The organism is Nocardia sp. NPDC056064 (assembly GCF_042266925.1).
In the GTDB taxonomy this organism is placed as follows: Bacteria; Actinomycetota; Actinomycetes; order Mycobacteriales; family Mycobacteriaceae; genus Nocardia.
Map to the genome: position 1 here is coordinate 4,408,091 of NZ_JBHJWO010000001.1, position 24,210 is coordinate 4,432,300.

Here is a 24,210-nt window from a genome sequence, read left to right on the forward strand (position 1 = left end):
GGTAGACATGAGCGTCGGGGTGTGTGGCACCTCACAGGAGGCCGGGTGAGTTCGATCAGCATTCGTTTCAGTTTTGGATCCGAAATACCAGAAAATGTCCTGGTCTGAGTCTCCTCAAACGGCAGACATTAGCGGGAACGTGTTCTAGTCTTTGGGCAGTCTTCAGATCGGGGTGGCGGTGAAGTACGGGTGCGCGGGCATATCGGTCCGCCCGTCGAACAAGGAGGAATCCGCATGAACGACCTCCTTGCTGTCCCGTTGCGGGCGGTCGGCGGATTCTTCGAACTCGGCGCGGAAGTGGCTCGGTCCACCTTCCGCCGACCCTTCCAATGGCGCGAATTCGTCGACCAGTCCTGGTTCGTCGCCCGCGTCTCCATCGTGCCGACACTGCTGGTCGCGATTCCGTTCACGGTGCTGGTGGTGTTCACCCTCAACATCCTGTTGCGCGAGATCGGCGCCGCCGACCTCAGCGGTGCGGCCGCCGCCTTCGGCGCCGTCACCCAGGTCGGGCCGATCGTCACGGTGCTGATCGTGGCGGGCGCGGGCGCCACCGCGATCTGCGCCGACCTGGGCGCGCGCACCATCCGCGAGGAGATCGACGCGATGAAGGTGCTCGGCATCGACCCGGTCGCCCGGCTCGTCGTGCCGCGCGTGCTCGCCTCGATGTTCGTGGCGCTGATGCTCAACAGTCTGGTGTGCACGGTCGGTATCGTCGGCGGCTTCGCCTTCTCGGTCTTTCTGCAGGGCGTGAATCCCGGCGCGTTCGTCAACGGCATTCCGCTGCTGACGAATCTGCCCGAACTGATCATCTCCGAGATCAAGGCCGGCCTGTTCGGCCTGATCGCCGGAATGGTCGCCTGCTATCTGGGATTGCAGGTGAAAGGCGGGCCCAAGAGTGTCGGTGACGCGGTGAACCAAACAGTGGTATTCGCCTTCATGGCCCTTTTCGTGGTGAACGTCGTGGTCACCGCGATCGGCCTGAAATTCACGGTGCGGTGACCACGATGGCATTCATTGTTCGCAGTAAGTTCCCGCGCACGGTCCGCCGTTTCGAGCGGGCCTCGAAATCCGTGGATTCCCTGGGCGACAAGGCGATCTTCTTCGTCAAGGCGCTCGCCTCGGTGCCCCGCGCGCTGGTGCACTACCGCACCGAGACCATCCGGCTCATCGCCGAGATCAGCATGGGCAGTGGCGCGCTGGCCGTCATCGGCGGCACCGTCGTCATCGTCGGGTTCCTGACGCTGATGGCAGGCGGCACCATCGCGGTGCAGGGCTACAGCTCGCTCGGCAATATCGGTGTCGAGGCGCTGACCGGCTTCTTCGCCGCCTTCATCAATGTGCGCATCGCCGCGCCGGTGATCTCCGGCATCGGCCTGGCCGCCACCATCGGCGCGGGCGCGACCGCCCAGCTCGGCGCCATGCGGGTGGCCGAGGAGATCGACGCGCTGGAATCGATGGCCATCCGGCCGGTGCCGTTCCTGGTCGGTACCAGGGTGCTGGCGGGCATGATCGCGATCGTGCCGCTCTACGCGCTCGCCGTGATCGCCTCCTTCCTGGCCAGCCGCTTCGCCACCGTGGTCATCTACGGCCAGTCCGCGGGCGTCTACGACCACTACTTCTCCACCTTCCTGATCCCCAGCGACATCCTCTGGTCGTTCGCGCAGGCGATCGTGATGGCGCTGGCGGTGATGCTGATCCACACCTACTTCGGCTTCACCGCCGCGGGTGGTCCGGTCGGCGTCGGGATCGCGGTCGGCAACGCGGTGCGGGCCTCGCTGGTCGCGGTGGTCACGGTGACCCTGCTGATCTCGCTGGCCATCTACGGCACCTCCGGCAACTTCCACCTCTCGGGATAGCGCGATGGACACCTCACGGATCGTTGCCGCACTGCAGGGCGGGCTCGGGCGCAAGCTCGCCGCGCTCGCGCTGGTCGGCCTGCTCGTCGCGGGCGCCTCGCTCGCGATCGCCCTGTTCCAGGGTGCCTTCACCAACACCGCCACGGTGCTGATCGACGCGCCCCGCTCGGGCCTCGTGCTCGACCCCGACGCCAAGGTGAAGGTGCGCGGTGTCGAGATCGGCCGGGTCGCCGACATCTCCCTGCACGACGACGGCGCCCAGCTGCGCCTCGAGGTCGACCCCGACCAGCTGAAGCTGGTGCCCGCCAACGCCGGTGTCGACATCCGCTCGACCACGGTCTTCGGCGCCAAGTACGTGAACTTCATCGTCCCCGAGCAGCCGGCCACGACCTCGCTCGCACCCGGCTCCACGGTCGCCGCGAGCTCGGTGACCGTCGAGTTCAACACCCTGTTCCAGCACCTGTCCGACGTGCTCGCCCAGGTCGAGCCGGAGAAGCTCAATGCCACGCTGACCGCGCTGGGCACCGCGCTCGAGGGCCGCGGCGACAAGATGGGCGACCTGCTGGTGCGCTCGGATCGCTATCTGCGCGAACTCAATCCGTACCTGCCCACGCTGCAGTCGGACCTGGACAAGACCGCCGCGGTGACCGATCTCTACAGCGAGGTCACCGACCCGCTGCTGCGCACCGTCGACAACGCGACGGTCACCTCGCAGACCATCGCCGAGATGCAGGGCCAGCTCGACAACGTGCTGGTGAACGTGATCGGGCTGTCCGACACGGTCGGCTCGGTGCTGCGCGAGAACGAGCACGATCTGGTGACCGCGCTGGATCTGCTGCGCCCGACCACCGGCCTGCTGTTCGACTACGCGCCCGCGCTGGGCTGCATCATCGACGGCCTCGGCCCGCTGATGCCGATCGCCGAGGAGATGATGGGCGGCAGGCTGCCCGGTGTCGGCATGAACGCCAGCTTCATGCTCGGCGCCAAGCCGTACTCCTACCCCGACGACCTGCCGAAGGTGAACGCCACCGGTGGCCCGCACTGCGAGGGCGTGGTCGACCGGGTGCCCAACAGCCATTCGGACTACGTGGTGACCGACACCAGCCAGGGCGCGCCGTACACCCCGAACACCTCGCACGAATTCAACGGTCTGCCAAGGGTTTTCCAGCTCCTGCTGGACGGAATGCCGGGAGTGACGCGGTGAGGAACACGGGGACGACCGTCAAGCTGGGGATCTTCACCGTGGTGATGACGCTGGTGTTCGCCGGTCTGGCGATCGTGCTGAGCCAGGCGCGCTTCTCCCGCGAGACCGGCTACCAGGCCGTGTTCACCAGCTCCTCGGGCATGCTGCCCGGTGCGAAAGTGCGCATCGCGGGGGTGCCGGTGGGGTCGGTGAGTTCGGTGAAGGTCGGTGACGACAACCACGCGCACGTCGAGTTCGACGTCGACAGCAAGTACGCCGTGCTGGCCAGCACCCGCGCCACGATCAAGTACGAGAACCTCGTCGGCGATCGCTACCTGGAACTGCTGGAAGGGCCGGGCTCGGCCCGGCGGCTCTCCGACGGCGACACCATCGGCCTCGAACAGACCTCGCCCGCACTGGATCTCGACCTGCTGCTCGGCGGCTTCAAACCGCTGCTGCGCGGACTCGACCCGACCCAGGTCAACGACCTCACCGAGGCGCTGCTGCAGATCTTCCAGGGCCAGGGCGGCACGCTGGTCTCGCTGCTCAACAGCGGTGGCAACTTCGCCAAGACGCTCTCGGATCGCGACGCGCTGATCGGCAGCGTGATCGACAACCTGAACACCGTGCTGGCCACCATCGACGACCGGGGCGACCAGTTCGCCACCACCATCGACGAATTGCAGCGGCTGGTCAGTGACCTGTCGGCCCAGCGCGACCCGATCGGCGCCGCGCTACCGCGTATCGCCGGTGCGACACAGGAACTCAACGACCTGCTGGTGACGGCGCGCCCGGATCTGCGCAACACCATCGAACAGACCGGCCGCCTGGCCACCAACCTCGACGAGGGCTCCGACCACCTCGACTGGGTGCTCGGCAAGCTGCCCGAGACCTACAAGAAGCTCATCCGGATCGGCGCCTACGGCTCGTTCCTGCAGCTGTACATCTGCGGTACGAACATCCTGGTCAGCGGCCCCGACGGCCAGCCGATGGAGGTTCACATGCCGGGTCTGCAGGCGACCGGAAGGTGCACGCCCAATGAATGAGAACAAGTCCTCGGCCGCGACGATCGGCATCGTCGGCATCGTGCTGGCGGTGACGATCTCGCTGGCCACGCTGCAGTTCACCGAGCTGCCGTTCATCCGCTCCGGCGCGACCTTCACCGCGAAGTTCGTCGACGCGGGCGGGCTGGTGCCGGGCGACCCGGTGCACGTGGCCGGCGTGCGCTCGGGCGAGGTGCGGCAGGTCTCGCTCGACGGCGACAAGGTGCTGGTGAAGTTCGATCTCGACGAGTCGATCGTGCTGGGGGAGAAGACGACCGCCGCGATCAAGACCAACACGGTGCTCGGGCGCAAGTCCCTGGACGTGGTGCCCGCCGGGCCCGGCGCCATCGGCACCGCCGACACCATCCCGGTCGAGCGCACCACCTCGCCCTACTCGCTCAACGAGGCGCTCAGCGATCTCGGCGGCACCGTGCGGGACCTGGACCTGGACCAGGTGGACCAGACCCTCGACACCCTCTCGGCCGCCTTCGCCGACACCCCCGGCCCGCTGCGCAACGCGCTCGACGGCGTCACCGCCCTGTCGCGCAGTATCAACACCCGCGACCAGGCGCTCACCGATCTGCTGGCCAGGGCGCAGAACGTCACCAAGATCCTGGCCGACCGCAGCACCCAGCTCAACACGCTGCTGCTCGACGGCAACGAACTGCTCGGCGAGCTCGACCGGCGCCGGGCCGCGATCAACCAGCTCGTGGTCTACGTCGACGATGTGGCCAGGCAGCTCTCGGGCCTGGTCGCCGACAACGAACCACAGATGCGGCCGGTGCTCGACCGCCTCAACTCGGTGCTCGGCCTGCTCCAGCGCAACGAGCAGAACCTGCGCGACGCCCTGGACGGCCTCGGTCCCTACGCCGCGGCGCTGGGCGAGCAGGTCGGCAACGGCCCGTGGTTCAACGCCTACGTGGTGAACGCGACCAGTACCGAGCTGCGTCCACTCGTCGACGCGCTGGTCTGGCCCGAACAGGTGCCCCAGGACCTGATCGACATCTTCACCAACCCGAGAACGCCCTACATCGCTCCCGCCGAGGAGGATCCGCCGCGATGAGCTTCACCCAGCAGGTGCGCGGACTGCCGCGCTGGACGATCGCGGTGGCGGTGGTGGTGATCGCGGCACTGGTCGCGCTCGGCGTCTACCTCCTCACCGGCGGCGGGAAGAACACGGTGACCGCCGCGTTCACCTCGACCACCGGGCTCTACGAAGGCGACGAGGTGCGTGTCCTCGGGGTCACCGTCGGCAGCATCGACTCGATCGAACCCGGTCAGGGCCAGGTGCAGGTGCGCATGAGCATCGACGACGATGTCGACCTGCCCGCCGACGCGCGCGCGGTGATCATCGCGCCCTCGCTGGTCTCGGCCCGGTTCGTGCAGCTCGCCCCCGCCTACTCCGGCGGCCCGAAACTGGCCGACGGCGCGCAGATCCCGCTCGCGCGCACCGCGGTGCCGGTGGAATGGGACGAGATCAAGGCCGAACTGACCAAGCTCTCCACGGCGCTGGGCCCGGTCGGTGACGACGAGAAGGGCTCCTTCGGCCGCTTCGTCGACACCGCCGCCGACAACCTCGACGGCAACGGCCAGAAGTTCCGCGACACCCTGCGCGAACTGTCCGCGACCCTGACCACCCTCTCCGACGGCCGCACCGACCTGTTCGGCACCATCCGCAACCTGCAGCACTTCGTCGAGGTGCTCTCGGCGAGCAATGAGCAGATCGTGCAGTTCAGCGGCCGGCTGTCCTCGGTGTCCTCGGTGCTGGCCGGAGCGTCGGAAGACCTCGGCAACGGGCTCGACAGCCTGGACGTGGCGCTGGCCGATGTGAAGCGCTTCCTCGACGGCACCGGTGGCGAACTGACCGAGGGTGTCGAGCGGCTCGCCGATGTCACCCAGACGCTGGTGGACAAGCGGCCCGAGATCGAACGGGTGCTGCACTCCGGCCCGACCGCGATGGTGAACTTCTACCAGCTCTACAAGCCCGCCCAGGGCTCGCTGACCGGCGCGGTCGCGCTGAACAACACGGCCAATCCGCTGAGCTTCCTGTGTGGTTCGATCCGCGCGCTCGAGAACAACAACTCGGACAAGTCCGCTGACCTGTGCGCGGAGTTCCTGGCACCGGTGATCAGTTCGCTGGCAATGAATTACGTGCCCATCATGACCAACCCGGCCAGCGGTGTCACGGCCTTCCCCGACCAGCTGAAGTACAGCCCGCCGAGCCTGGCCGGGCAGGCCCCGCGGAACCAGACGCCCGCCGTCGCCCCGATCACCGTGCCCGAAGGTCTTGCCGGGCTTGCCGTTCCAGGAGGACAGCGATGAGGCGCGCATTCGCCGGGCTCGCCCTCGGCGTCGCCGTGACACTCGGGACCACCGGCTGTCAGTTCGACGGACTCAACTCCCTGCCGATGCCCGGCTCCGAGGGCCGCGGGCCCGGTTCGTACACGGTGCGGATCCAGATGCCCAATGTCACCACCCTGACCCGCAATTCGCCGGTGCGGGTGGACGACGTCGAGGTCGGCAATGTCACCGGGATCGAGGTCGAGGGCTGGCACGCGCTGGTGACGGTCTCGCTCAATCCCGATGTCCACCTGCCCGCCAACGCGGTCGCCAAGATCGGCCAGACCAGTCTGCTGGGCAGCAACCATCTCGAGCTGTCCGCGCCGACCACCGTCGAGCCGGTGGGGCAGTTGCGCGGCGGGGATGTCATCCCGCTGGACCGGGCCGGGGCGTACCCGACCACCGAGCAGGTGCTGTCGTCGCTGTCGGTGGTGCTCAACGGCGGCGGCATCGCGCAGCTAGAGACCATCACCACCGAGCTCAACGCGATGCTCGGCGGCCGCGAGGCCGAGATCGCCGACCTGCTCCCGCAGCTCAACGAGCTGACCACCGGCCTGGAACGCCAGACCGGCAGCATCATCGCGGCCATGGAGGGCCTGGACCAGCTCGCGGGCAAGCTCGCCGGGCAGAAGGATGTGATCGCGCAGGCGATCGAGCAGATCCATCCGGCCCTCACGGCGCTGGCCGACCGGTCGGCGAACATCACCAACGCGATCACCGCGCTGGGTGAACTCGGTGATGTCAGCGAGCGGCTCATCAAGACCAGCGGCGACGACCTCGTCGCCAACCTGCGCAGCCTCGGCCCGGTGCTGAAGACCCTGGCCGACACCGGCAACAACCTGGTCCAGGCGATGGGCATCCTGCCGACGTTCCCGTTCCCCATCAAGAACATCGACAACGCCATCATGGGCGACTACATGAACCTGTTCATCACCTTCGACCTCACCGCCAGCCGCCTCGACAGCAACTGGCTCACCGGCACCCCGCTCGGTGGCCGCTTCGGCGGGGTCGAGGGTGTGGTCGGCTCGTTCGCGCCCTCGACCGCGACCGACGCGGGCGACCCGGCCACCGCGCCCTTCGCGGCACCGCCCGCCCCCGCGCCCGCGCTGAACGTGCCCGGGCTGCCGCCGATCCCCGGCCTGCCCGCCATCCCCGGTATCACCGCGCCGCTGCCCGGCCAGGAAGGGGCGGGTCGATGAAGCTCACCCGGTTCGTGCGAGCCCAGCTCGTGATCTTCGCGGTGCTCACCGTGGTCGGTCTCGTCGTGATGGGCGGTACCTACCTGCAGGTGCCCGCGATGCTCGGCATCGGCCGGTACGCGGTCACCGTGCAGCTCGAGGCCACCGGCGGGCTCTATCCCACCGCCAATGTCTCCTACCGCGGCCAGAACATCGGCAAGGTCGAGGCCGTGCGGCTCACCCCGGCAGGCGTCGAGGCGGATCTGTCGATCGACAGCGACTACAAGGTGCCCGCCGATTCCAGCGCGTGGGTGCGCAGTGTGTCGGCGATCGGCGAACAGTACGTCGACCTGGTGCCCAGCGAACAACCCGCCGACGGCCACCTGCGCGACGGCTCGGTGATCCCCGTGCAGCGCACCCACCTGCCCCAGGACGTCGGCGCGATGCTCGACCAGGCCGACAAACTGCTGGCCACCGTCGCCGACACCCGCCTCAAGCAGGTCATCGACGAGGCCTTCTACGCCTTCAACGGCGCCGGGCCCGACCTGCAGCGGTTCATCGACTCGGCGGCACTGCTGATCCAGCAGGCCGAAGACGACATCGAACCGACCAAGAAGCTGCTCGACCAGATCGGCCCGCTGCTGGACACCCAGACCCGCTCCGCCGACGACATCCGTTCCTGGACAGCGGATCTGGCGACCGTCACCGATCAGCTGCGCGAACACGACCCCGCCCTGCGAAACCTGTTGAACAACAGCCCCTCCGCGATGGAGACCGTGAACCAGCAGTTCCAGGACCTGCGTCCGACGCTGCCACTGCTGGCCAGCAATCTGGTGAGTATCGGCCAGGTCGGCGTGACCTACAACGCCAGCGTCGAACAGCTTCTTGTCGTGTTCCCGCCGCTGATCGCCGCGCTGCGCACCGCGATTCGCGGCCCGATCCAGTACGGCGTCATGGTCGACTTCATGACCGTGCTCAACGACCCCCCGGCCTGCACCACCGGCTTCCTGCCCGCCGACCAGTGGCGTCAGCCCAGCGATCTGACCCCGATGGACACGCCGCCGGGGCTGTACTGCAAGGTGCCGCAGGACTCCAACATCGCCGTGCGCGGCATCCGCAACACCCCGTGCATGGAGGTGCCCGGGGTGCGGGCGCCCACGCCCGAGCTGTGCCGCACCGGGTTCGTGCCCGAGGGCAACAATCCGCCGTTCGGCCCGGTTCAGCCGGTCGCCCCGGCCTCGGCACCGGCAGGCGCATCGACGGGTGGTGTGACCCCCGCCGCAGCGCGCCCCTATGATCCGTCGACAGGCAGCTATCTGGGCACCGACGGACGTACCTACCGCCAAGGTGATATCGCCACGGACGGTTCGGGCACGGTCCCGGCCAGCTGGCAGGCGATGTTGGAGGAGCAGCAACGATGAACGACAACGACAACCGCCGCCCGCGCAGGCGGGCCGCCCGCTCGGCGGGCCCGCCGGTCGAGGATGCCACGGCTGCCACGGTCACACTCGGTAAGAGCGAAACCGCATCACTGGCCGCGGATGTCGACCCGACGGTGCGGGTCACTTCGACGGCGGTGGTCGACAAGACGGACAAGCTCGCCGACGCCCCGGCCAAGACTGAGGCCACGGCGAAGATCGCCGCCGCTTCGGTGCCGCCGGCCGAGGACACCGTGCGGCTCGAGACCGACACCGCGCGGCTCGACGCGGACATCGAGCGCGATGCGACCGCACCGGTCGGCAGCGACTCCGCGACTTCGGTCGGTCGCGTCCTCGCCCTGGCCGCCGCCGTTCTGCTCGTCCTCGGCCTCGCCGGCGGCGCGGGCTTCACCGCCTACACCGCCTACCGCGTCGACCACAACGACGACCTGCGCGCCCAGTACACCGAGACCGCCCGCCAGGCCGTACTCAACCTGACCACCATCCGCGCCGGATCGGCCAAGGAGGACATCGACCGCATCCTCGCGGTGGCCTCCGGCGACTTCAAGACCGAGTTCGACGGCCGCGTCGACCCGTTCATGGACATCGTCAAGCAGGCCAATGTGGTCTCCACCGGCGAGGTCGTCGAGTCGGGCATCGTCACCGCCGACGCGGACTCGGCCCAGGTGCTCGTGGCCGCCAAGCAGACGGTGAGCAACAACGGTTCGCCCGAACCGCAGTCGCGTCAGTACCGGTTCCGCGTCACCGTGTCGAACGCCGACACCGGGATGACCGTGTCGAAGGTGGAGTTCGTCGGATGAGCCAGAGCATGAAGATCGTCTTCGGAAGTCTCGCGTTCGTCGGCCTGATCGCCGCGGCCGTGCTCGGCGTCAGCGGCTACCAGCTCTGGCAGCACGACCGCACCGAGCAGGCCCGCTCCGATGCCATGAGCACGGCGAGCCACACGGTGAGCGCCATGTTCACCTACGAACCCGCCACCGTCGACACCGAGCTGACCAAGGCCGCCGAGGGCCTGACCGAGTCCTTCCGCTCGGACTACCTGAAGCTGATCACCGAGGCCATCGCCCCCGGTGCCAAGGAGAAGCAGCTCACCGTCAAGGCCACCACCCAGGCCGAGGGCATCGTCGACGCCGACCCCGACCACGCCGTCGTCCTGCTCTACCTGAACCAGCTCACCACCAGCAAGGACACCCCCGACGGCACCACCTCGGGCAGCCGGGTCCGGGTCTCCCTGGACAAGTCCGGCGACCGCTGGCTGGTCTCCCAGGTCACCCCGGTCTGATCTCGACGCACCTCGCTGTCAGAGCACTTCGATCCGGGCAGGTTCAGGAAGGGTGCGCGGACGCTCGTCGGTATACCAGGCGTACTCGATGCTGCTCAGCAGGCCTTTCTCCACCCACAGAATGATCTCGCCGACCGGGGACCCGCTGCAGTCGGTGACGGCTCCGTTGGCGAAGATCCCATCTGCGGACCAGGCTGTCTGCACAGCTCCAGGCTGCACAGCCAGGTCGATGCTGGGAGACCCGACACCCCACGTCGCAACAACCCGCGAATGTGGGATCTGTGCGAGGAGTTCGTCGGCGCCCGCTCCACCGGCCGACAGCATCTTGGTGACGACTGCGGACTCGAGGTCGCTCAGCGGGCGCGGCTGAATGGGTGTGCTGCTCATCGTTCTCCTGCGGTATTGCGCTGTGGTCAGGGAATGTAGGCGGTGCCGATTTTGAACACGCCATCGATCATCGCGCCACGGATATGAACGGTCTCACCGTTGATTGTGCGCACCAGAGGATTCGAGGCATTGTATACACCGTCGGGAACGCCCTGAACGTTCTCGATGATCTTGGTCATCGTCGCTTCTTCGCCGCCCAGTGACTTCACGAGATTATCCAGTTTATGCTTCGGCACGAAGACGTGACCCATCGCCTCCTTGTCGAGCGCGTAATCGAGGGAGCCCTTGAGCTTGTCTCGCGCTGCCTTGGCGATATCGGCCATGCGTTGCGCGAGAAGGTCGGCGATCTGCTGAGTTGCGGCACGTCTGGCTTCGAGATCATCGCCGGTCTGGGCGACTTTCTCGACGAATTTGGCTGTACGTTTGGCGTCGAGGACACGGTTGACGTACTGCTGCATCTTCAGCGCGAGCTTGCCTGCCTTGGCAGCCGCGATGGCGGCGCCGCCGAATCCGGCTGTCAAGGCGCCCGCGATGACGGTGAGGAGGACTGTTTCTGCGATTTCTTGGGCGAGGTCCTTCGCGAGATCAACCAGCAGCTGGCCGAGCTGTGTTCGGAACTCCAGTATTGCGGCACGGTGCTCGCGGCAGGACTTGGCGAGATCGTTGTAGAGGGTCAGGACTCCTTCCGCAGTCTTCTTCAGTTCGCGGATGTCGTCGTCAACAAGCGCTGCGTCTGGTGCGGTTTCGCGTTCGAAGGTCTTCGCGAGCTGATCCAGAAGGATTGGCAGATTGCCTACTCCTGACTCGGAGCCGAATTTGTCCCAGGTATCTGCGGCGGTCAGGAGATCGTGCGGTTCGCCATCGGGTATCGAAACGCCGAAGTCCTCGAGCGCCGACACCGCGAATCCGACGTCGTCGAACAGGCCACTGCCCGGACCACCCGCGGATGGTGGCGGTACGAGGCATGGGGCCCATGCCGGGGCCAGTTGGGTGGGTTTGGTCGGTTCGAGCCGACCGGTGCCTGCGACATAGTCGGCCAAGGCGTGGTTGTAGCCGAGCTCGCGCAGGATATTGGCGTAGTTCCCCATCGCGGTGATGAGCAACTCGGTCATGCTCATCGCAGTCATGACAGTCGAATCGTAGGAAGTTGCCCACGCTTTGGACTCGCCGACGTTGCCGCCCATATTGGCGGTGCCACTGAGGGCTGCGATCCGTGCGGAGTAGACGCGCTGATACTCGGTGGCATAGGAGTGCATGGAAGCCCCGGCTAGTGAGTATACCGTGGGGTCGACTACCAGGGTTGTCATCGGCGGTTACGCCCTGCCCAGCATGGCGAGGTTCGCAGCTATGGCGGCGTGGTACCTGCCGTGAGCGTCCACGGCGGCCTGCCGCATGACCGCGATTCCGTCGGCGACATCGGTTGCACCGGTGTGCCACTCACGGAATGCTTCGGCCTGGGCATCTGCGGCATCGCCGTTCCAATTCTGTTGGACGGTCGACACCCTCCGCTGCAGTCCGTCGAGGCTGTCGTTGAGGAAACCGACGAATCCGGACACTCGGGCGATGATCTGTTCGAGTTCGTCGAGATCGACGCGAAATGGTTGCGCGTTCTCGACCATCAGAGTCCCGGTAGGTCGAGAGATCCAGACAGGGAGGAGGTGTCTGCCGCCCATGAATGGTCCTGGTCATCGAGTGTCGTGCTCGTGACACCGAGCAGTTCGGCCATGTCGGCGAGGGCTTCGAGAACAGTGTCGGCGCCCTGTTTGGTCTCGGTCCATCCTGCACTGAATGAATCGGCGGAAACGCCACTCCAAGTGGACAACAGTGCCGTGATATCGGTGTCGAGGGAGGCGAGCCCGCTGACAAGGGTATCGGCAACCTGCTGAAGGTAACGTCCTGCATCGCTGACCTCGTCTGGAACGAGGGCGAAGTCGGTGCTGGTCGAACCGGGTTGGCTTGTCATGCGCCGGTACTCTGGTGTTTGGCGATCATGATGGTTTGGACGGGAGTCGACGCGATTCGGTTCCATCGGCCGACGGTGTCGATGCTCACAGGAGACTAATCAGTCGGGCTGCGATCGCGCGACCGGTCTACCGGCCCAGGAGTGTCTGTGACCGCGGTCATGCGGTGCTCGGCCTCAGGCAATGCAATGGCATTGTGTCGGAATGTGGCGGCAGCTTCGGTATTGCGTCCCCGTCGTGAACATCCACGCGATAACCTCGGCCCCTGTCGCGGTCGTCTGGTCACAGGTGTTCGGTGTTGTCGGAGGCGGTGGATTGTTCTCGGTTGCCTTCAGCGGCGTTGAGGGCTGAACCTTCCGCCTGTCTCAAGACTCGGTGCGGGGGAGGTGGACGGTGAAGGTGGTGCCCACGCCCGGCTCGCTGGTGACCTCGACCGTGCCACCGTGGGCGGCGACCAGGGCCGAGACGATGGACAATCCGAGGCCGGTGCCGCCGCTGGTGCGGGCGCGGGAGGCGTCGGTGCGGTAGAAGCGCTCGAAGATCCGGGCGGCGTCCTCGGGGGGCAGGCCGGGGCCGGTGTCGGCCACTTCGAGGAGTACCTCGTCCTCGGCGGGGGTGAGGCGGACGGTGATCGCGGTGCCGTCGGGGGTGTGGGTGCGGGCGTTGTCGAGCAGGTTGGTGAGTACCTGGCGCAGGCGGTGGTCGTCGCCGAGGATCTCCAGAGTGCCGGTGCCGTCGGCTATTTCGAGGGTGGTGGGGCGGTGCGCGCCCTCGGCGGCATGGATCGCGCGGGCGCTGTGCACGGCGTCGCCTGCGAGGGCGAGCAGGTCCACCGGACGCAGGTCGACGGGGCGCTGGGCGTCCAGCCGGGCCAGCATGAGCAGGTCCTCCACCAGCAGACCCATCCGCTGGGCCTCGTGTTCGATGCGGTTCATGAACATCGCCGGGTCGCCGGTGGCACCCTGGCGGTAGAGCTCGGCGAAGCCGCGGATGGTGGTGAGCGGGGTGCGCAGCTCGTGACTGGCATCGGCGACGAATCGCCGCATCCGCGACTCGGATTCGCGCGCCGCGGTCTCGGACGCCTCGGTCGCGGCGAAGGCCTGCTGGATCTGGGTGAGCATGCTGTTGAGCGAGCGCGACAGCCGGTCGACCTCGGTGTCGTTGCCGCGCACCGGAACCCGGCGATGCAGCTGCCCCTCGGCGATGGCCGCCGCGGTCGCCTCCACCCGCCGCAGCGGTCGCAGGCTGCCGCGCACCACGAAATACGCGGCCACCGCCAGCGCGGTGAGCACCAGGGCGCCCACGATCAGCTGGACGACGACGAGATCGCGCACGGTGTCGATGTTCTCGGTGAGCGGCAGCGCCACCGTCGCCTGCGAGCTGTGCCCGCGCACGGTGAGCACCCGCCACTGCTCGGTGGACTCGCCGGTCGAGCCCACGGTCACCGGTTTCGTCACCGGGGGATCGGGCAGCTCGGGTTCCGCGTCGGTGCCGAACACGTGGTCGAGCACCAATGTCTTGCTGCCGTCGAGCCTTTCGGCGCGCAGGTAGTACCGGCTCGGCGGCTGGCCGCCGGTGTTCTGCGGTGGTGTCGGCGGCGCGGGCACACTCATCCGGCGTTCCCATTCGATCGCCGCGTCGGCCAGCTGCTGATCGGTGCGGTTGCGCAGCGAGTTCTCCGTCGCGGTGGTCACCACGAAACCCGAAGCCACCAAACCGATCCCGGCCAGCAGCACCAGCATCAGCACCAGTGTCACCCGCAGCGGAATCGCCGCGAGACGGGCGCGCAGCCCGGTGCTCACTTCTCCCGCATCACATAGCCGACCCCGCGCAGGGTGTGGATCAGCCGCTGCTCGCCGGTGTCGACCTTCTTGCGCAGATACGACACATAGGTCTCCACCACGCCCACCTCGCCACCGAAGTCGTAGCGCCACACGTGATCCAGGATGCGCGGTTTGCTCAGCACGCTGCCCGCGTTGACCATGAAATAGCGCAGCAGCGTGAACTCGGTGGGCGAGAGCGCCACCGGCTCGCCCGCCTTCCACACCTCGTGCGTGTCGTCGTCGAGTTCGATATCGGCGAAGCGCAGCCGGGTGCTGGTCCGCTCCGGCTTCGCCTGGCCCGCGCGGCGCAGGATCACCCGCAGCCGCGCGACCACCTCTTCGAGGCTGAACGGCTTGGTGACGTAGTCGTCGGCGCCCAGGGTGAGCCCGGTGATCTTGTCGTCCACGTCGTCGCGGGCGGTCAGGAACAGCACCGGCGCGTCGATGCCGTCGCTGCGCAGCCTGCGCAACAGGCCGAAGCCGTCCATCCCGGGCATCATCACGTCGACGATCAGCGCCTGCGGGCGGAACGTGCGCGCCCGGTCCAGCGCCTCGGCGCCGTCGGCGGCCGTGGCCACCTCGAAGCCCTGGAACCGCAGACTCACCGACAGCAGTTCCACGATCATCGGTTCGTCGTCGACGACGAGCACCCGGGCCTCGGGTTCCGGCGGCACACCACTCATGGGTTCATGCTCCACCACCACGCTGGGAAGTGGCTGGACCGACGCTGTGAGGTCGCTGTGTGCCGCTCAGTTCGGCGAGTCGGGGTACACGTCCTCGTCGCTGAGCAGCGCGGACCCGGCGACATTGCCCTGCGACAGCGCGTCGAGGAAGGCGCGCGCCCAGCGGTCCACATCGTGGGTGAGCACCTGGCGGCGCATCGAGCGCATCCGGCGGCGGCGGGTGTCCCGCTCGTCGTCGAGGGCGCCGATGATGGCGTCCTTCACGCTGTCCAGATCGTGCGGATTGCACAGGTAGGACTGGCGCAGCTCGGCCGACGCGCCGGTGAACTCGCTGAGCACCAGCGCGCCGTTGAGGTCGCTGTGGCAGGCCACGTACTCCTTGGCCACCAGGTTCATGCCGTCGCGCAGCGGGGTCACCAGCATGACGTCGGCGGCCACGAAGAACGCGATCAGCTCGTCGCGGGGGATCGGCCGGTGCAGGTAGTGCACCACCGGGTAGCCCACCCGGGCGAACTCGCCGTTGATCCGGCCCACCTGGCGTTCGATGTCGCCGCGCATCTTGATGTAGCTCTGCACGCGCTCGCGGCTGGGGGTGGCCAGCTGCACCATCACGGTGTCGGCCGGGTCGACCCGGCCCTCCTCGAGCAGCTCCTGCAGCGCGTTGAGCCGGATGTCGATGCCCTTGGTGTAGTCCAGCCGGTCGACGCCGAGCATGATGTTCTTGGGATTGCCCAGCTCGGCGCGGATCTTGGCCGCGCGTTCGCGCACCGACCGCCGACGCGAGAGTTCGTCCAGATCGGCGGAGTCGATCGAGATGGGGAACGCGCCCACCCGCACCGTCCGGAAGCCGACCTGCACCACGCCCAGCTTGGACCGCACGCCCACATTGCCGCGCGAGGTGGGCTGACCGGCCAGCCTGCGGGCCAGGTAGAGGAAGTTCTGCGCGCCCCCGGGCAGATGGAAGCCGATCAGATCCGCGCCGAGCAGCCCCTCGATGATCTCGGTGCGCCACGGCATCTGCATGAACAGCTCGACCGGCGGGAACGGGATGTGCAGGAAGAATCCGATGGTCAGATCGGGCCGCAGCATCCGCAGCATCTTGGGTACCAGCTGCAGCTGGTAGTCCTGCACCCAGACCGTCGCCCCCTCGGCGGCCACCTTCGCCGTCTCCTCGGCGAAACGGCGGTTGACCTCGACATAGGCCGCCCACCACGACCGGTCGTAGACCGGCCGCACGATCACGTCGTGATACAGCGGCCACAGCGTGCCGTTGGAGAACCCCTCGTAGTAGTCCTCGACCTCCTGCGCCGACAACGGCACCGGATGCAGTTCCAGCCCGTCCTCGATGATCGGCTCGACCTCGACATCGGGTACCCCGGCCCAGCCGACCCAGGCCCCCTTGTTGCTGCGCAGCACCGGCTCCAGCGCGGTCACCAGACCGCCGGGGCTGCGCTTCCATCTGGTCGTCCCGTCGGGCAGACGCTCGAGGTCGACCGGCAGCCGGTTGGCGACGACCACGAAACCCGAGCCCGACCCGCTCGGGGCGGGCGCGACGGATTCGCTGTTCTCGGACGGACGGTTGTTGGACTGGTCGTCGATCATCTTGTCCACTCACGCATCCTTTGCGCGTCGCAGGGTCCCGCTTTGAGGTTGTGGTCGCCGGGTGGGGTCAGCTGGGGCCGATGCCGAGCATCGACAGCAGCATCCGGCACTCGTCGGCGTCTTCGGCGTAAGCCGCGACGACACGCTGTGCCTGGCGAGCGGTCTCGTCGGCCAGCGGCTCGAGCTCGTCGTCGGCGATGTCGTTGGCGCTGCTCTTCGCGGCCATAATGGTTCGTCCTCCCGGTTTCCAAACGCTTCGCGTGCGAGTAGTCAATACTATCGGGCTCCCGTGGACGGCCGATGAACTCCCGGCCCGATCACCCCGCCCCGGTGCCGTGTCGTCGTTGTCCCGTTACCGTGGTGCCGGACAGCTCAACTCCCCAGAGAGGTTTGTTTCATGCCAGTGGCCACGGTGAACGGCATCGCACTGAACTATCAGGTCAAGGGCGACCGTACCAAGGGCACCGATGTCGCCGGTGGCGGTCCGCTGGTGGTGTTGATCATGGGCACCGGCTCGCCCGGCCGGGTGTGGGAGCTGCACCAGGTGCCCGCGCTGGTCGCCGCCGGCTACCGGGTGTGCACCTTCGACAACCGCGGCATCGCGCCCTCCTACGAGGGCGGCGACGGCATCCGGATCGAGGAGCTGGTCGCCGACACCGCCGCGCTGATCGAGCTCCTCGGCGAGGGCCCCGCCCTGGTCGCGGGCACCTCGATGGGCGCGCGGGTGGCCCAGGAACTGGCGCTGGCCCGCCCCGACCTGGTCCGCAAGGCCGTGTTCATGGCCGGTCACGGCCGTCTCGACCAGTTCCAGAAGACCCTCTCGGCCGGTGAGCAGGACCTCGACGCCGCCGGTGTGCAACTGCCCGCCAAGTTCGAGGCCGCCCTCACCGCGGTGATGAACCTGTCGCCGGCGACCATGGCAGACACCAACGCCGCGCGCGACTGGCTGGACCTGTTCGAGTTCACCGGCGGCCCCGCCACCCCCGGTATCCGCGCCCAGCGGGCGATGGACCACGAGTTCGACCGGGTGGCCGCCTACCGCGCGATCACGGTGCCGTGCTTGGCAATCGGCTTCGCCGATGACAGGATGATCCCGCCGTACCTGTCGCGTGAGGTGGCCGAGGCCATCCCCGGCGCCAGGTACCAGGAGATCCCCGACACCGGCCACTACGGCTACCTGGAACGGCCCGAGGCGGTCAACAAGATCCTCCTCGACTTCTTCGCGGGCTGAACCCGGCGGCCGGGCGGAAACGGACACTGCCCGAGGTAACCGCCCAGACGTAACGTCTCCCTTGCTAGGGTCGACACAACGCCCGGGGTTCGCACCCGGTGCGATCCCGTACACAGCGCCAGTATCCAGTGAGGTGAAATTGAGCACCAACCCCTTCGACGACGAGGACGGCCGCTTCTTCGTTCTGGTCAACGATGAAGAGCAGCACTCCCTGTGGCCCGCGTTCGCGGAGGTCCCGGCGGGTTGGCGTGTCGTGTTCGGCGAAGAGAGCCGGGCCGCGTGCGTCGAGTACGTCGAGAAGAACTGGACCGATATGCGTCCCAAGAGCCTGCGCGACGCGATGGCCGCCGACGATGCGGCCCGCGCCCAGTCCTGAGCAGTAACTTTCCGATACTGCGCCGGGACCGCACACCGAGCGCGCCGGCCGCGCGGCACTACCGATGCCCGCGGCCGCCGCGCCCGGTTATGATGGTCGCTGCCCTCCGGGGCCCCAGCTAGAACCCCGCCTCCTTAGCTCAGTGGTAGAGCACCGCTCTTGTAAAGCGAAGGTCGTCAGTTCAATCCTGACAGGGGGCTCAATAAGAAAAAGGCTCTGACCTCAGGTCAGGGCCTTTTTTCGTGCCTTCCGCCGGTTTCTGCGGCGCCCTGTTGCGGCGGTGATCAACCACGATGTATTCTACTGAACATGTTCAATGAACGCGTTCAGTCGCGGTCGGAGCAGCAGGCGGCGACGCGGCAGAAGGTCTTGGCGGCAGCCGATCGGCTCTTCCGCGCCCAAGGCTTCAAGGCGACCACCATTCGGCAGATCGCCGCCGAAGCGGACGTGAGCACCGGGACCGTCATGGCGGCCGGGGACAAGGACGCGCTGCTCGTCGCGATCTTCGAGAACTGGATCACGTCGGTCCACGACAACAGGCACACCGAACCCGCACCCGCGACGACGACCGCGACCGCCGAGGACGTCCTGCAACTGTTCGGACCCTTCGTCGGATATTTCGCGCTCGACTCCGAGCTCTCCCGCGAGTACCTGGCGATCCTCGTCCGCGGAAACCACGAGTCGGTGATCTTCCGAGACCTCGCGCAGGCCCTGCTCGGCGAACTCGAAGCCGTACTCGCCCGAACAGCGCTGCCCCCCGACCAGGTCGCCCGCGGCGCCCGAACCATCTATCTCGCCTACCTCGGCCTGCTGATGACCGCCTCCTCCGGTGCCATCGCGATGCCCGAGGCGGCCGTCCAACTCCGAGAGACCATCGAATTCGTCATCACGCACCCGAAAGGCACCCGATGATCCACGCTCCAGAACCCTGGTGGCTACCAGCGCTACTCGCGCTCTCCCTGTTCGCCGACGCCCTCATGTCCGTGCGTCCACCGAAGTTCATCCAGCAATGCCTCGACGGCGTCGGCTTCCCCCGCGACTGGTGGTGGACCCTGATCGCCATCAAACTGGCAGCCACCGCCGGCCTGCTCGCCGGCCTGAAATACCCCGGCGTCGGATTGGCCACCGCGATCGGCGTGATCGCCTATTTCCTCTGCGCCGCCTACGCCCACTACCGCGCCCGCTTCCTCGGCTCCGAATTCTGGATCAACTGCCTCGGCATGCTGGCCCTGTCGGTGGTAGCGGCGATCACGTATGTGGTGTGAGGGGCGGTTGAGCTCCCGGCTCCGGGCGGAGCACGTAGTGCTGGTGGGCCTGGCGGCGGTACGCGACAAAGTGCTGACCAGCGACCTGACCACATCGCTGTTACCCTCGCGATCGTGCCTGCCCCGTGCCCGATCTGCGACAAGCATCAAGGCATCGGGCCACTGGTCGGACCGGTGATTTTCGCCGACGACCTGGTGCTGGTCACCCACCGTCCCTTGGACCAGGCGGCACCCCGCCCCGGCTACCTGTTCATCGAAACCCTCCGCCACGCACCCACCCTCGCCGACCTCACCGACGACGAGGCCGCCGCCGTCGGCCGCGCGGCACACCGAGCCGCCACCGCCCTACGCGCCGAACTCGCCCCCGAATCCGTCTTCTCCGCGATCGTCGGCCGCAGCGTCCCCCACTTCCACCAGCACGTCTTCGCCCGCCCCACAGGCACCCCACCCGAAACCCACTGGTTCGACATCGACTCCTGGCCCGACGGCCCACGCGTCGACGAGCAGGGGCTGACCGACCTGACAACCCGCCTGGCGCAATACTTCTGAACACCGCGTTCCGCCGCCGGGAATTGGATTGCGGCGCGCCCGGGTTCCTGTTGCCATATCCCCATGACCCGCTTCCCCGATGACGTCCCCGTCCTCACCGACGGCGTGGTGACCCTCCGCGCGCACCGGCCGACGGATCTCGACGCCATGGTCGAACAGTGCCGCGACGCCGCGATGCTGCGGTTCACCACCGTGCCGTCCCCCTACGGCCGTGCGGACGCCGAGGACTTCCTGGAGCGCACCGCCCGCGACTGGGAATCACCGTCGCCGACAGCCCTGCGCACCTGGGCGATCAGCACGGAACGTCTCGACTTCTGCGGTTCCGTCGACTACCGCCCGGACGGTTCCGGCACCGCCTCGATCGGCTTCGGCCTGCACCCCGCCGCGCGCGGGGAGGGCCTGATGACGCGCGCGGTCGCCTTGGCCCTCGACCACGCCTTCGCGCAAGAAATCGAAGTCATGTACTGGCGCGCGGTCGTCGGCAACTGGGCGAGCCGTAAAACAGTGTGGCGAAACGGTTTCCGCTACGACGGCACCGCCCCGAGAATCATCACCCAACGCGGCGAATCGACCGACGGCTGGACAGCCTCCCTCCGCCACACCGACCCACGCGAGCCATGCGAGCCCTGGCAGGGCCCGTCACCCTCCTGAATATCGCCGATCAGCCGAGTGTGGCCGAACAAGTTGTGCACCCAGTGCGTCGTGGATCCAGTGGAGGGCCCGGCCGACTGTGATGCGTGGTGCGAGCAATTGTTCTGTCAGGGACCAGTATCGGTGGATTCGGGGGTCGGTGGTGTCGGCGAGTAGTTGGGTTCGGAATTCCGGGGAGTCCGGGAGGTTTCGGGCGTTGGCGTGGGCGGTGACGAAGTGGTCGAGTTCTCTGCCGTGATGAGGGGTTACGTTCTGCGTGATGCGGGTGACGACATCGTCCATGATTTCGCCGATCTCGTCGTAGAGGGTTCGCGGATCGCGGACGAGTTCGGGTCGGGTTCGCCAGACATGGCGCTTCAGTGTGCTCTGCATGCTGGGATCTGCGGCGAGGGAGGCCAATTCGGCGTAGGCGACGATGTCGTCGACGGAGGGGTCGATGGGCGGCTCGGGGATGTTCCAGGACACGTACCGGTCGATGTCGTGCCGGGGTATGGGGGTGAGGATGCGGCGCCAGAAACGCACCAGGTGATCGTGGGCGGCGGCGCCGTCTTGGGCTGCGGCGAGCAGGGTCAGTCGCGCGGTGCGTTGGGATGCCGGGGCGGCGGTGACGGCGCGCAAGGAGGCGCGGCGCCATGCCAGCGACGCGAATTCCGCATCGACACTGGCGGTTTCGGCGACGATTGCCTCCTCCAGCGAACGATCGCCGTGCAGCACAGCGGTGATCGATTCCAGGCCGAGCCCGAGGGTGCGCAGGCGGCGGATCAGCAGTAGTCGTTCGGTGGCGCTGTCGGCGTCGAAAAGGCGGTGTCCACCCGCACTGCGATGCGATTCCAGGATTCCCTCGTCGCAATAGAACCGGATCGTGCGCACCGTGAGACCACAGCGGCGCGCCAATTCGCCGATGCTCACGCGTGTGTCGTCCATCACAATTCCTTGCACCTCCACCCCGGTGGAGCTTTTAGCGTATTGATCCATGGCAACTACAGAAGAACAGATCGTCGCGGGCATCGCCGAGATCGTCGAGGAAGTGACGGGTATCGAGGCCGATGAGGTGACGGTGGAGAAGTCCTTCATCGAGGACCTGGATATCGACTCGCTGTCGCTGGTGGAGATCGCCGTGCAGCTCGAGGACAAGTACAGCGTGAAGATCCCCGACGAGGACCTGTCGGCACTGCGCACCGTCGGCGACGTGGTCGTCTACGTGCAGAAGATGGAAGCCGAGCAGCCACAACTCGCCGCCGAGATGGAGGCGAAATATCGGGAAGGGCAGGACAATTGATCGCTGACGCGCAGTCGGACCCCGCTGCGATCGAACTCGGCAACTTCTTCCCGCAACATCCGGAGGAGGTGTGGCGCGCACTGACAGACCCGGATCTGCTGGCGCGCTGGCTGTTCCGTCCGATCGGATTCGTGGCGGTCGTCGGCGCCCGGTTCCACTTCGCGATCCCGGAGGAGCCCGGCCAGGAGATCCACTGCGAAGTCCTGGCGGTGCGCTCGTTCCACCAGCTCACCTACACCTGGCGCTACCTGCGCACCGAACACCCGGAATGCTGGACTGTCGACTGGTCCCTCATCCCGCAGGGCCGCGGCACCCGCCTGTTGCTCACCCAAACGGGCTTCGACATCACCAACCGCAGGCAGAGAATGCTGCGCAACGCGATGGAACGGGGCTGGAAGCGTTCGCTCCTGCCTCGGCTGGGCGAGGCCATACACCATTGATCCCAACCCCTGTCGGTAACTGTGGACAAATCCCGACAGGGGTTTCGGGCGATCAGGCGAAGGTGAGAACCCACGACCCGTTGCAACCCAGGCCGGTGTTCAAGCCGGGGTCGAAATTCCAGATGAATTGGGCGGGCGGGTTCACCTGAACGCTCCAGGCACCAGTCGGTGACATCACCGGGTAGCCATCGTCGGCGAGATGGAAGACCTCGTCGTGGGCCACGGTCCAGCTACCCCCGTGAATGGGGTAGTTGAGCCGGACTTCGGCGTCGCTCCCGGCGTGATTCTGGAGCACCAGGCACGAGTCGGGGTAGTCCTCGTCGACGTAGGTGTCCATGCCGATGTCGGCCGAGGCGAACCCACCACCGAGCGCGGTGAACGCGGCAGTCCCGATGGCCACCAAAGTCTTTGCGGTCGAGATGCTTGTGATCATGAGACGAGGCTAGGAAGCCAGGCAGTGCCGGTTCCTTGCGGAATTCGTAAACCACCAGGTAGACGAACTGAAACCGTCATCCGGTCCGGACGTCAGGGCAGGGCTCCAGGAGAGAATCGGAGCACCCAGGGGTGCCGGTGTCGTAACCCCCTGCCCCGGACTCCCGATCGCCATGCCCCGATAGACCCTCTCGGCCAACACTTCTGGCCCCGCGTCGTAGGGGACGCGTGGCTGGGTTGGACCGTGTCGAAGGTGTGCACGCCCGAGCCGACACGGTGCGTACGTGCGAGGCGTACGACGGTGGTACTCGCAGACGGCTGGGTAGTGGGGTGTTGGTGGATCCCCCTGGTCGGGCTCGTCGGTGACGACCATCGAGCAGCCCGCCGGGGCCTGGGACGAGACAGCGCGGTCGTCCGAGCTCGGGAGTGTTCACTCCTGGCATCAAGGACGTCGGCTCGGCAGGGCGAGACGCCGAGGCGTTGCAAGGTAGGGTGTCCCCTACGGTGCGAGCAGGTGCATGCTGTTTCGTACCCAGGCCCTCGGAGAGTGTTGGTAGCACTCCCGGGGGCCGTTCTGTGTTCGCGACGGTACACCTCTGGTAACAGATCGGCAAACTGCTTCGGCACGTTGCGATCTGGACCGGTGATGACTCGAATCCGCAGGGTATGAGCAGGATTCGTGTGTGTCGGTCAGCGCTTTCGTTCGTTGTAGGCCTGGAGTCGTCGCGTGATGTGGTGGACGCGGCTCGGTGCGACGACCGCGAGGATCAGCAGGGCGAAGGGGGCGCCGAAAAGGATGGTGGGGATGAGCCAGACGAGGTCTGCGGCCGCATTGAGGGAGCTGTGATACAGGTACGGTTCGGTGCCGATATTGATCAGACGCGCACGAGCGGTGACCGTCTCGCCCACGCTGACGTCGTAGAGCCGAACCATGCTGTCCCCGAGCACTGTTCGCCCCTCGCCAGGATCGCTGCGACCCCAGCTCCACCCCGAAGACCCTTCGGTTATCACCACCTGCACGGGGTCGCCATACCCAGCCCAATAGGCCACCACATTGATCGGCTGGCTCAGCGCCATGAGGGTCGCGGCGCCGAGGCAGAGGCCGAAGGCGCAGGTGATCAGGATGGCAAGGATGCGCTGCTTCATCAGCCGACTACTTTCGGGCAGTCCGCCTGAGTAGGTACTGCGCGGCTTGTCACGGCCAGGCGCA

The 24,210-nt window shown here is 67.1% G+C and carries 29 protein-coding genes and 1 tRNA gene; 19 read left to right on the top strand and 11 right to left on the bottom strand.

Going from position 1 to position 24,210, the window contains the following annotated elements; all coding sequences use genetic code 11:
• The first annotated feature begins 234 nt into the window (after nt 1-234).
• The 10 genes from ACFC06_RS20520 to ACFC06_RS20565 are packed head-to-tail and all read left to right on the top strand — an operon-like array spanning nt 235 to nt 10,321.
• Nucleotides 235-999, top strand: coding sequence for an MlaE family ABC transporter permease (locus tag ACFC06_RS20520; protein ID WP_375933424.1), 765 nt, complete (start codon nt 235-237; stop codon nt 997-999).
• A gap of 5 nt (nt 1,000-1,004) precedes the next feature.
• Nucleotides 1,005-1,856, top strand: coding sequence for an ABC transporter permease (locus ACFC06_RS20525; RefSeq protein WP_336086583.1), 852 nt, complete (start codon nt 1,005-1,007; stop codon nt 1,854-1,856).
• A gap of 4 nt (nt 1,857-1,860) precedes the next feature.
• On the top strand, nt 1,861-3,060 hold the full coding sequence (locus ACFC06_RS20530) for an MCE family protein (protein WP_375933428.1): 1,200 nt from the start codon (nt 1,861-1,863) through the stop codon (nt 3,058-3,060).
• Nucleotides 3,057-4,085 carry an MCE family protein gene (locus ACFC06_RS20535; RefSeq protein ID WP_375933431.1) on the top strand — a complete coding sequence of 343 codons (1,029 nt, stop codon included), beginning with the start codon at nt 3,057-3,059 and terminating at the stop codon, nt 4,083-4,085. Before ACFC06_RS20530 ends, ACFC06_RS20535 begins: the two co-directional genes overlap by 4 nt.
• Nucleotides 4,078-5,145, top strand: coding sequence for an MCE family protein (locus tag ACFC06_RS20540; protein ID WP_375933434.1), 1,068 nt, complete (start codon nt 4,078-4,080; stop codon nt 5,143-5,145). The genes ACFC06_RS20535 and ACFC06_RS20540 overlap by 8 nt, the downstream gene beginning before the upstream one ends.
• Entirely contained in the window at nt 5,142-6,404 is a 1,263-nt protein-coding gene (locus ACFC06_RS20545) for an MCE family protein (RefSeq protein WP_375933437.1), read from the top strand. The genes ACFC06_RS20540 and ACFC06_RS20545 overlap by 4 nt, the downstream gene beginning before the upstream one ends.
• Nucleotides 6,401-7,621 carry an MCE family protein gene (locus ACFC06_RS20550; RefSeq protein WP_375933440.1) on the top strand — a complete coding sequence of 407 codons (1,221 nt, stop codon included), beginning with the start codon at nt 6,401-6,403 and terminating at the stop codon, nt 7,619-7,621. The genes ACFC06_RS20545 and ACFC06_RS20550 overlap by 4 nt, the downstream gene beginning before the upstream one ends.
• Nucleotides 7,618-9,021 carry an MCE family protein gene (locus ACFC06_RS20555; RefSeq protein WP_375933443.1) on the top strand — a complete coding sequence of 468 codons (1,404 nt, stop codon included), beginning with the start codon at nt 7,618-7,620 and terminating at the stop codon, nt 9,019-9,021. Before ACFC06_RS20550 ends, ACFC06_RS20555 begins: the two co-directional genes overlap by 4 nt.
• Nucleotides 9,018-9,839 (top strand): hypothetical protein, encoded by an 822-nt coding sequence (locus ACFC06_RS20560; protein WP_375933446.1) that lies wholly within the window; start codon nt 9,018-9,020, stop codon nt 9,837-9,839. Before ACFC06_RS20555 ends, ACFC06_RS20560 begins: the two co-directional genes overlap by 4 nt.
• The gene (locus ACFC06_RS20565; RefSeq protein ID WP_375933449.1) at nt 9,836-10,321 is read left to right on the top strand and encodes a h domain protein; all 486 of its coding nucleotides are present in this window, start codon (nt 9,836-9,838) and stop codon (nt 10,319-10,321) included. Before ACFC06_RS20560 ends, ACFC06_RS20565 begins: the two co-directional genes overlap by 4 nt.
• 18 nt (nt 10,322-10,339) lie before the next feature.
• Here ACFC06_RS20565 and ACFC06_RS20570 read toward each other — a convergent pair whose 3' ends face one another.
• From ACFC06_RS20570 to ACFC06_RS20605, 8 genes are all read right to left on the bottom strand, one after another.
• On the bottom strand, nt 10,340-10,708 hold the full coding sequence (locus ACFC06_RS20570; RefSeq protein ID WP_375933452.1) for a hypothetical protein: 369 nt from the start codon (nt 10,706-10,708) through the stop codon (nt 10,340-10,342).
• A gap of 26 nt (nt 10,709-10,734) precedes the next feature.
• Nucleotides 10,735-11,964, bottom strand: coding sequence for a hypothetical protein (locus ACFC06_RS20575; RefSeq protein ID WP_375933455.1), 1,230 nt, complete (start codon nt 11,962-11,964; stop codon nt 10,735-10,737).
• Nucleotides 11,965-12,021: 57 nt separating this feature from the next.
• Nucleotides 12,022-12,327, bottom strand: coding sequence for a WXG100 family type VII secretion target (locus tag ACFC06_RS20580; protein ID WP_375933458.1), 306 nt, complete (start codon nt 12,325-12,327; stop codon nt 12,022-12,024).
• On the bottom strand, nt 12,327-12,737 hold the full coding sequence (locus ACFC06_RS20585) for a WXG100 family type VII secretion target (protein ID WP_375933461.1): 411 nt from the start codon (nt 12,735-12,737) through the stop codon (nt 12,327-12,329). The genes ACFC06_RS20580 and ACFC06_RS20585 overlap by 1 nt, the downstream gene beginning before the upstream one ends.
• Nucleotides 12,738-13,034: 297 nt before the next feature.
• The gene (locus ACFC06_RS20590) at nt 13,035-14,411 is read right to left on the bottom strand and encodes a sensor histidine kinase (protein WP_375935660.1); all 1,377 of its coding nucleotides are present in this window, start codon (nt 14,409-14,411) and stop codon (nt 13,035-13,037) included.
• 56 nt (nt 14,412-14,467) lie between these two features.
• The gene (locus ACFC06_RS20595; RefSeq protein ID WP_375933464.1) at nt 14,468-15,175 is read right to left on the bottom strand and encodes a response regulator transcription factor; all 708 of its coding nucleotides are present in this window, start codon (nt 15,173-15,175) and stop codon (nt 14,468-14,470) included.
• Nucleotides 15,176-15,241: 66 nt separating this feature from the next.
• A complete protein-coding gene (locus tag ACFC06_RS20600) occupies nt 15,242-16,786 on the bottom strand; it encodes a trehalose-6-phosphate synthase (protein ID WP_375933467.1) in 1,545 nt (514 codons plus the stop codon).
• A 58-nt stretch (nt 16,787-16,844) separates the two neighbouring features.
• Nucleotides 16,845-17,003: a hypothetical protein gene (locus tag ACFC06_RS20605; protein WP_019044795.1), complete on the bottom strand. Its 159-nt coding sequence runs from the start codon at nt 17,001-17,003 to the stop codon at nt 16,845-16,847.
• Nucleotides 17,004-17,174: 171 nt separating this feature from the next.
• Between ACFC06_RS20605 and ACFC06_RS20610 the strand changes: the two genes are divergently transcribed.
• From ACFC06_RS20610 to ACFC06_RS20640, 7 genes are all read left to right on the top strand, one after another.
• Complete coding sequence (locus tag ACFC06_RS20610; RefSeq protein WP_375933470.1) at nt 17,175-18,008, top strand: alpha/beta fold hydrolase; 834 nt, start codon at nt 17,175-17,177, stop codon at nt 18,006-18,008.
• 139 nt (nt 18,009-18,147) lie between these two features.
• Complete coding sequence (locus ACFC06_RS20615) at nt 18,148-18,384, top strand: MbtH family protein (RefSeq protein ID WP_022565839.1); 237 nt, start codon at nt 18,148-18,150, stop codon at nt 18,382-18,384.
• A gap of 128 nt (nt 18,385-18,512) precedes the next feature.
• A tRNA-Thr gene (locus tag ACFC06_RS20620) sits at nt 18,513-18,584 on the top strand.
• A 109-nt stretch (nt 18,585-18,693) separates the two neighbouring features.
• Nucleotides 18,694-19,296 carry a TetR/AcrR family transcriptional regulator gene (locus ACFC06_RS20625; RefSeq protein ID WP_375933473.1) on the top strand — a complete coding sequence of 201 codons (603 nt, stop codon included), beginning with the start codon at nt 18,694-18,696 and terminating at the stop codon, nt 19,294-19,296.
• On the top strand, nt 19,293-19,649 hold the full coding sequence (locus ACFC06_RS20630; protein WP_375933476.1) for a DoxX family protein: 357 nt from the start codon (nt 19,293-19,295) through the stop codon (nt 19,647-19,649). Before ACFC06_RS20625 ends, ACFC06_RS20630 begins: the two co-directional genes overlap by 4 nt.
• A gap of 114 nt (nt 19,650-19,763) precedes the next feature.
• On the top strand, nt 19,764-20,198 hold the full coding sequence (locus tag ACFC06_RS20635; RefSeq protein ID WP_375933478.1) for an HIT family protein: 435 nt from the start codon (nt 19,764-19,766) through the stop codon (nt 20,196-20,198).
• Between the two features lie 63 nt (nt 20,199-20,261).
• On the top strand, nt 20,262-20,849 hold the full coding sequence (locus tag ACFC06_RS20640) for a GNAT family N-acetyltransferase (RefSeq protein WP_375933481.1): 588 nt from the start codon (nt 20,262-20,264) through the stop codon (nt 20,847-20,849).
• Here the strand turns inward: ACFC06_RS20640 and ACFC06_RS20645 are convergent.
• Nucleotides 20,838-21,857, bottom strand: a complete 1,020-nt coding sequence (locus ACFC06_RS20645) for a MerR family transcriptional regulator (RefSeq protein WP_375933484.1) — start codon at nt 21,855-21,857, stop codon at nt 20,838-20,840. The two genes, ACFC06_RS20640 and ACFC06_RS20645, sit on opposite strands and share 12 nt — an antisense overlap.
• Between ACFC06_RS20645 and acpM the strand changes: the two genes are divergently transcribed.
• The gene (gene acpM / locus ACFC06_RS20650; protein WP_375933487.1) at nt 21,823-22,128 is read left to right on the top strand and encodes a meromycolate extension acyl carrier protein AcpM; all 306 of its coding nucleotides are present in this window, start codon (nt 21,823-21,825) and stop codon (nt 22,126-22,128) included. The two genes, ACFC06_RS20645 and acpM, sit on opposite strands and share 35 nt — an antisense overlap.
• Nucleotides 22,125-22,568: an SRPBCC domain-containing protein gene (locus ACFC06_RS20655; RefSeq protein WP_375933490.1), complete on the top strand. Its 444-nt coding sequence runs from the start codon at nt 22,125-22,127 to the stop codon at nt 22,566-22,568. The genes acpM and ACFC06_RS20655 overlap by 4 nt, the downstream gene beginning before the upstream one ends.
• A 52-nt stretch (nt 22,569-22,620) precedes the next feature.
• On the opposite strand, the gene ACFC06_RS20660 is transcribed toward ACFC06_RS20655, so the two are convergent.
• Both ACFC06_RS20660 and ACFC06_RS20665 read right to left on the bottom strand, forming a co-directional pair.
• Nucleotides 22,621-23,001 (bottom strand): hypothetical protein, encoded by a 381-nt coding sequence (locus tag ACFC06_RS20660; protein ID WP_375933493.1) that lies wholly within the window; start codon nt 22,999-23,001, stop codon nt 22,621-22,623.
• 689 nt (nt 23,002-23,690) lie between these two features.
• Nucleotides 23,691-24,146, bottom strand: coding sequence for a hypothetical protein (locus ACFC06_RS20665; protein ID WP_375933496.1), 456 nt, complete (start codon nt 24,144-24,146; stop codon nt 23,691-23,693).
• Nucleotides 24,147-24,210: the final 64 nt, after the last annotated feature.

What these genes read in the sequence shown, in the direction of transcription:
- ACFC06_RS20630 (WP_375933476.1), top strand. Translation starts at nt 19,293, where the DNA reads ATGATCCACGCTCCAGAACCCTGGTGGCTACCAGCGCTACTCGCGCTC.
- ACFC06_RS20545 (WP_375933437.1), top strand. Translation starts at nt 5,142, where the DNA reads ATGAGCTTCACCCAGCAGGTGCGCGGACTGCCGCGCTGGACGATCGCG.
- ACFC06_RS20560 (WP_375933446.1), top strand. Translation starts at nt 9,018, where the DNA reads ATGAACGACAACGACAACCGCCGCCCGCGCAGGCGGGCCGCCCGCTCG.
- ACFC06_RS20640 (WP_375933481.1), top strand. Translation starts at nt 20,262, where the DNA reads ATGACCCGCTTCCCCGATGACGTCCCCGTCCTCACCGACGGCGTGGTG.
- ACFC06_RS20570 (WP_375933452.1), bottom strand. Translation starts at nt 10,708, where the DNA reads ATGAGCAGCACACCCATTCAGCCGCGCCCGCTGAGCGACCTCGAGTCC.
- ACFC06_RS20575 (WP_375933455.1), bottom strand. Translation starts at nt 11,964, where the DNA reads ATGCACTCCTATGCCACCGAGTATCAGCGCGTCTACTCCGCACGGATC.
- ACFC06_RS20565 (WP_375933449.1), top strand. Translation starts at nt 9,836, where the DNA reads ATGAGCCAGAGCATGAAGATCGTCTTCGGAAGTCTCGCGTTCGTCGGC.
- ACFC06_RS20585 (WP_375933461.1), bottom strand. Translation starts at nt 12,737, where the DNA reads ATGGAACCGAATCGCGTCGACTCCCGTCCAAACCATCATGATCGCCAA.
- ACFC06_RS20525 (WP_336086583.1), top strand. Translation starts at nt 1,005, where the DNA reads ATGGCATTCATTGTTCGCAGTAAGTTCCCGCGCACGGTCCGCCGTTTC.
- ACFC06_RS20625 (WP_375933473.1), top strand. Translation starts at nt 18,694, where the DNA reads ATGTTCAATGAACGCGTTCAGTCGCGGTCGGAGCAGCAGGCGGCGACG.
- ACFC06_RS20590 (WP_375935660.1), bottom strand. Translation starts at nt 14,411, where the DNA reads ATGCTGGTGCTGCTGGCCGGGATCGGTTTGGTGGCTTCGGGTTTCGTG.
- ACFC06_RS20595 (WP_375933464.1), bottom strand. Translation starts at nt 15,175, where the DNA reads ATGAGTGGTGTGCCGCCGGAACCCGAGGCCCGGGTGCTCGTCGTCGAC.
- ACFC06_RS20530 (WP_375933428.1), top strand. Translation starts at nt 1,861, where the DNA reads ATGGACACCTCACGGATCGTTGCCGCACTGCAGGGCGGGCTCGGGCGC.
- ACFC06_RS20610 (WP_375933470.1), top strand. Translation starts at nt 17,175, where the DNA reads ATGCCAGTGGCCACGGTGAACGGCATCGCACTGAACTATCAGGTCAAG.
- ACFC06_RS20660 (WP_375933493.1), bottom strand. Translation starts at nt 23,001, where the DNA reads ATGATCACAAGCATCTCGACCGCAAAGACTTTGGTGGCCATCGGGACT.
- ACFC06_RS20540 (WP_375933434.1), top strand. Translation starts at nt 4,078, where the DNA reads ATGAATGAGAACAAGTCCTCGGCCGCGACGATCGGCATCGTCGGCATC.
- ACFC06_RS20665 (WP_375933496.1), bottom strand. Translation starts at nt 24,146, where the DNA reads ATGAAGCAGCGCATCCTTGCCATCCTGATCACCTGCGCCTTCGGCCTC.
- ACFC06_RS20605 (WP_019044795.1), bottom strand. Translation starts at nt 17,003, where the DNA reads ATGGCCGCGAAGAGCAGCGCCAACGACATCGCCGACGACGAGCTCGAG.
- ACFC06_RS20520 (WP_375933424.1), top strand. Translation starts at nt 235, where the DNA reads ATGAACGACCTCCTTGCTGTCCCGTTGCGGGCGGTCGGCGGATTCTTC.
- ACFC06_RS20580 (WP_375933458.1), bottom strand. Translation starts at nt 12,327, where the DNA reads ATGGTCGAGAACGCGCAACCATTTCGCGTCGATCTCGACGAACTCGAA.
- ACFC06_RS20550 (WP_375933440.1), top strand. Translation starts at nt 6,401, where the DNA reads ATGAGGCGCGCATTCGCCGGGCTCGCCCTCGGCGTCGCCGTGACACTC.
- ACFC06_RS20645 (WP_375933484.1), bottom strand. Translation starts at nt 21,857, where the DNA reads ATGCCCGCGACGATCTGTTCTTCTGTAGTTGCCATGGATCAATACGCT.
- ACFC06_RS20555 (WP_375933443.1), top strand. Translation starts at nt 7,618, where the DNA reads ATGAAGCTCACCCGGTTCGTGCGAGCCCAGCTCGTGATCTTCGCGGTG.
- acpM (WP_375933487.1), top strand. Translation starts at nt 21,823, where the DNA reads ATGGCAACTACAGAAGAACAGATCGTCGCGGGCATCGCCGAGATCGTC.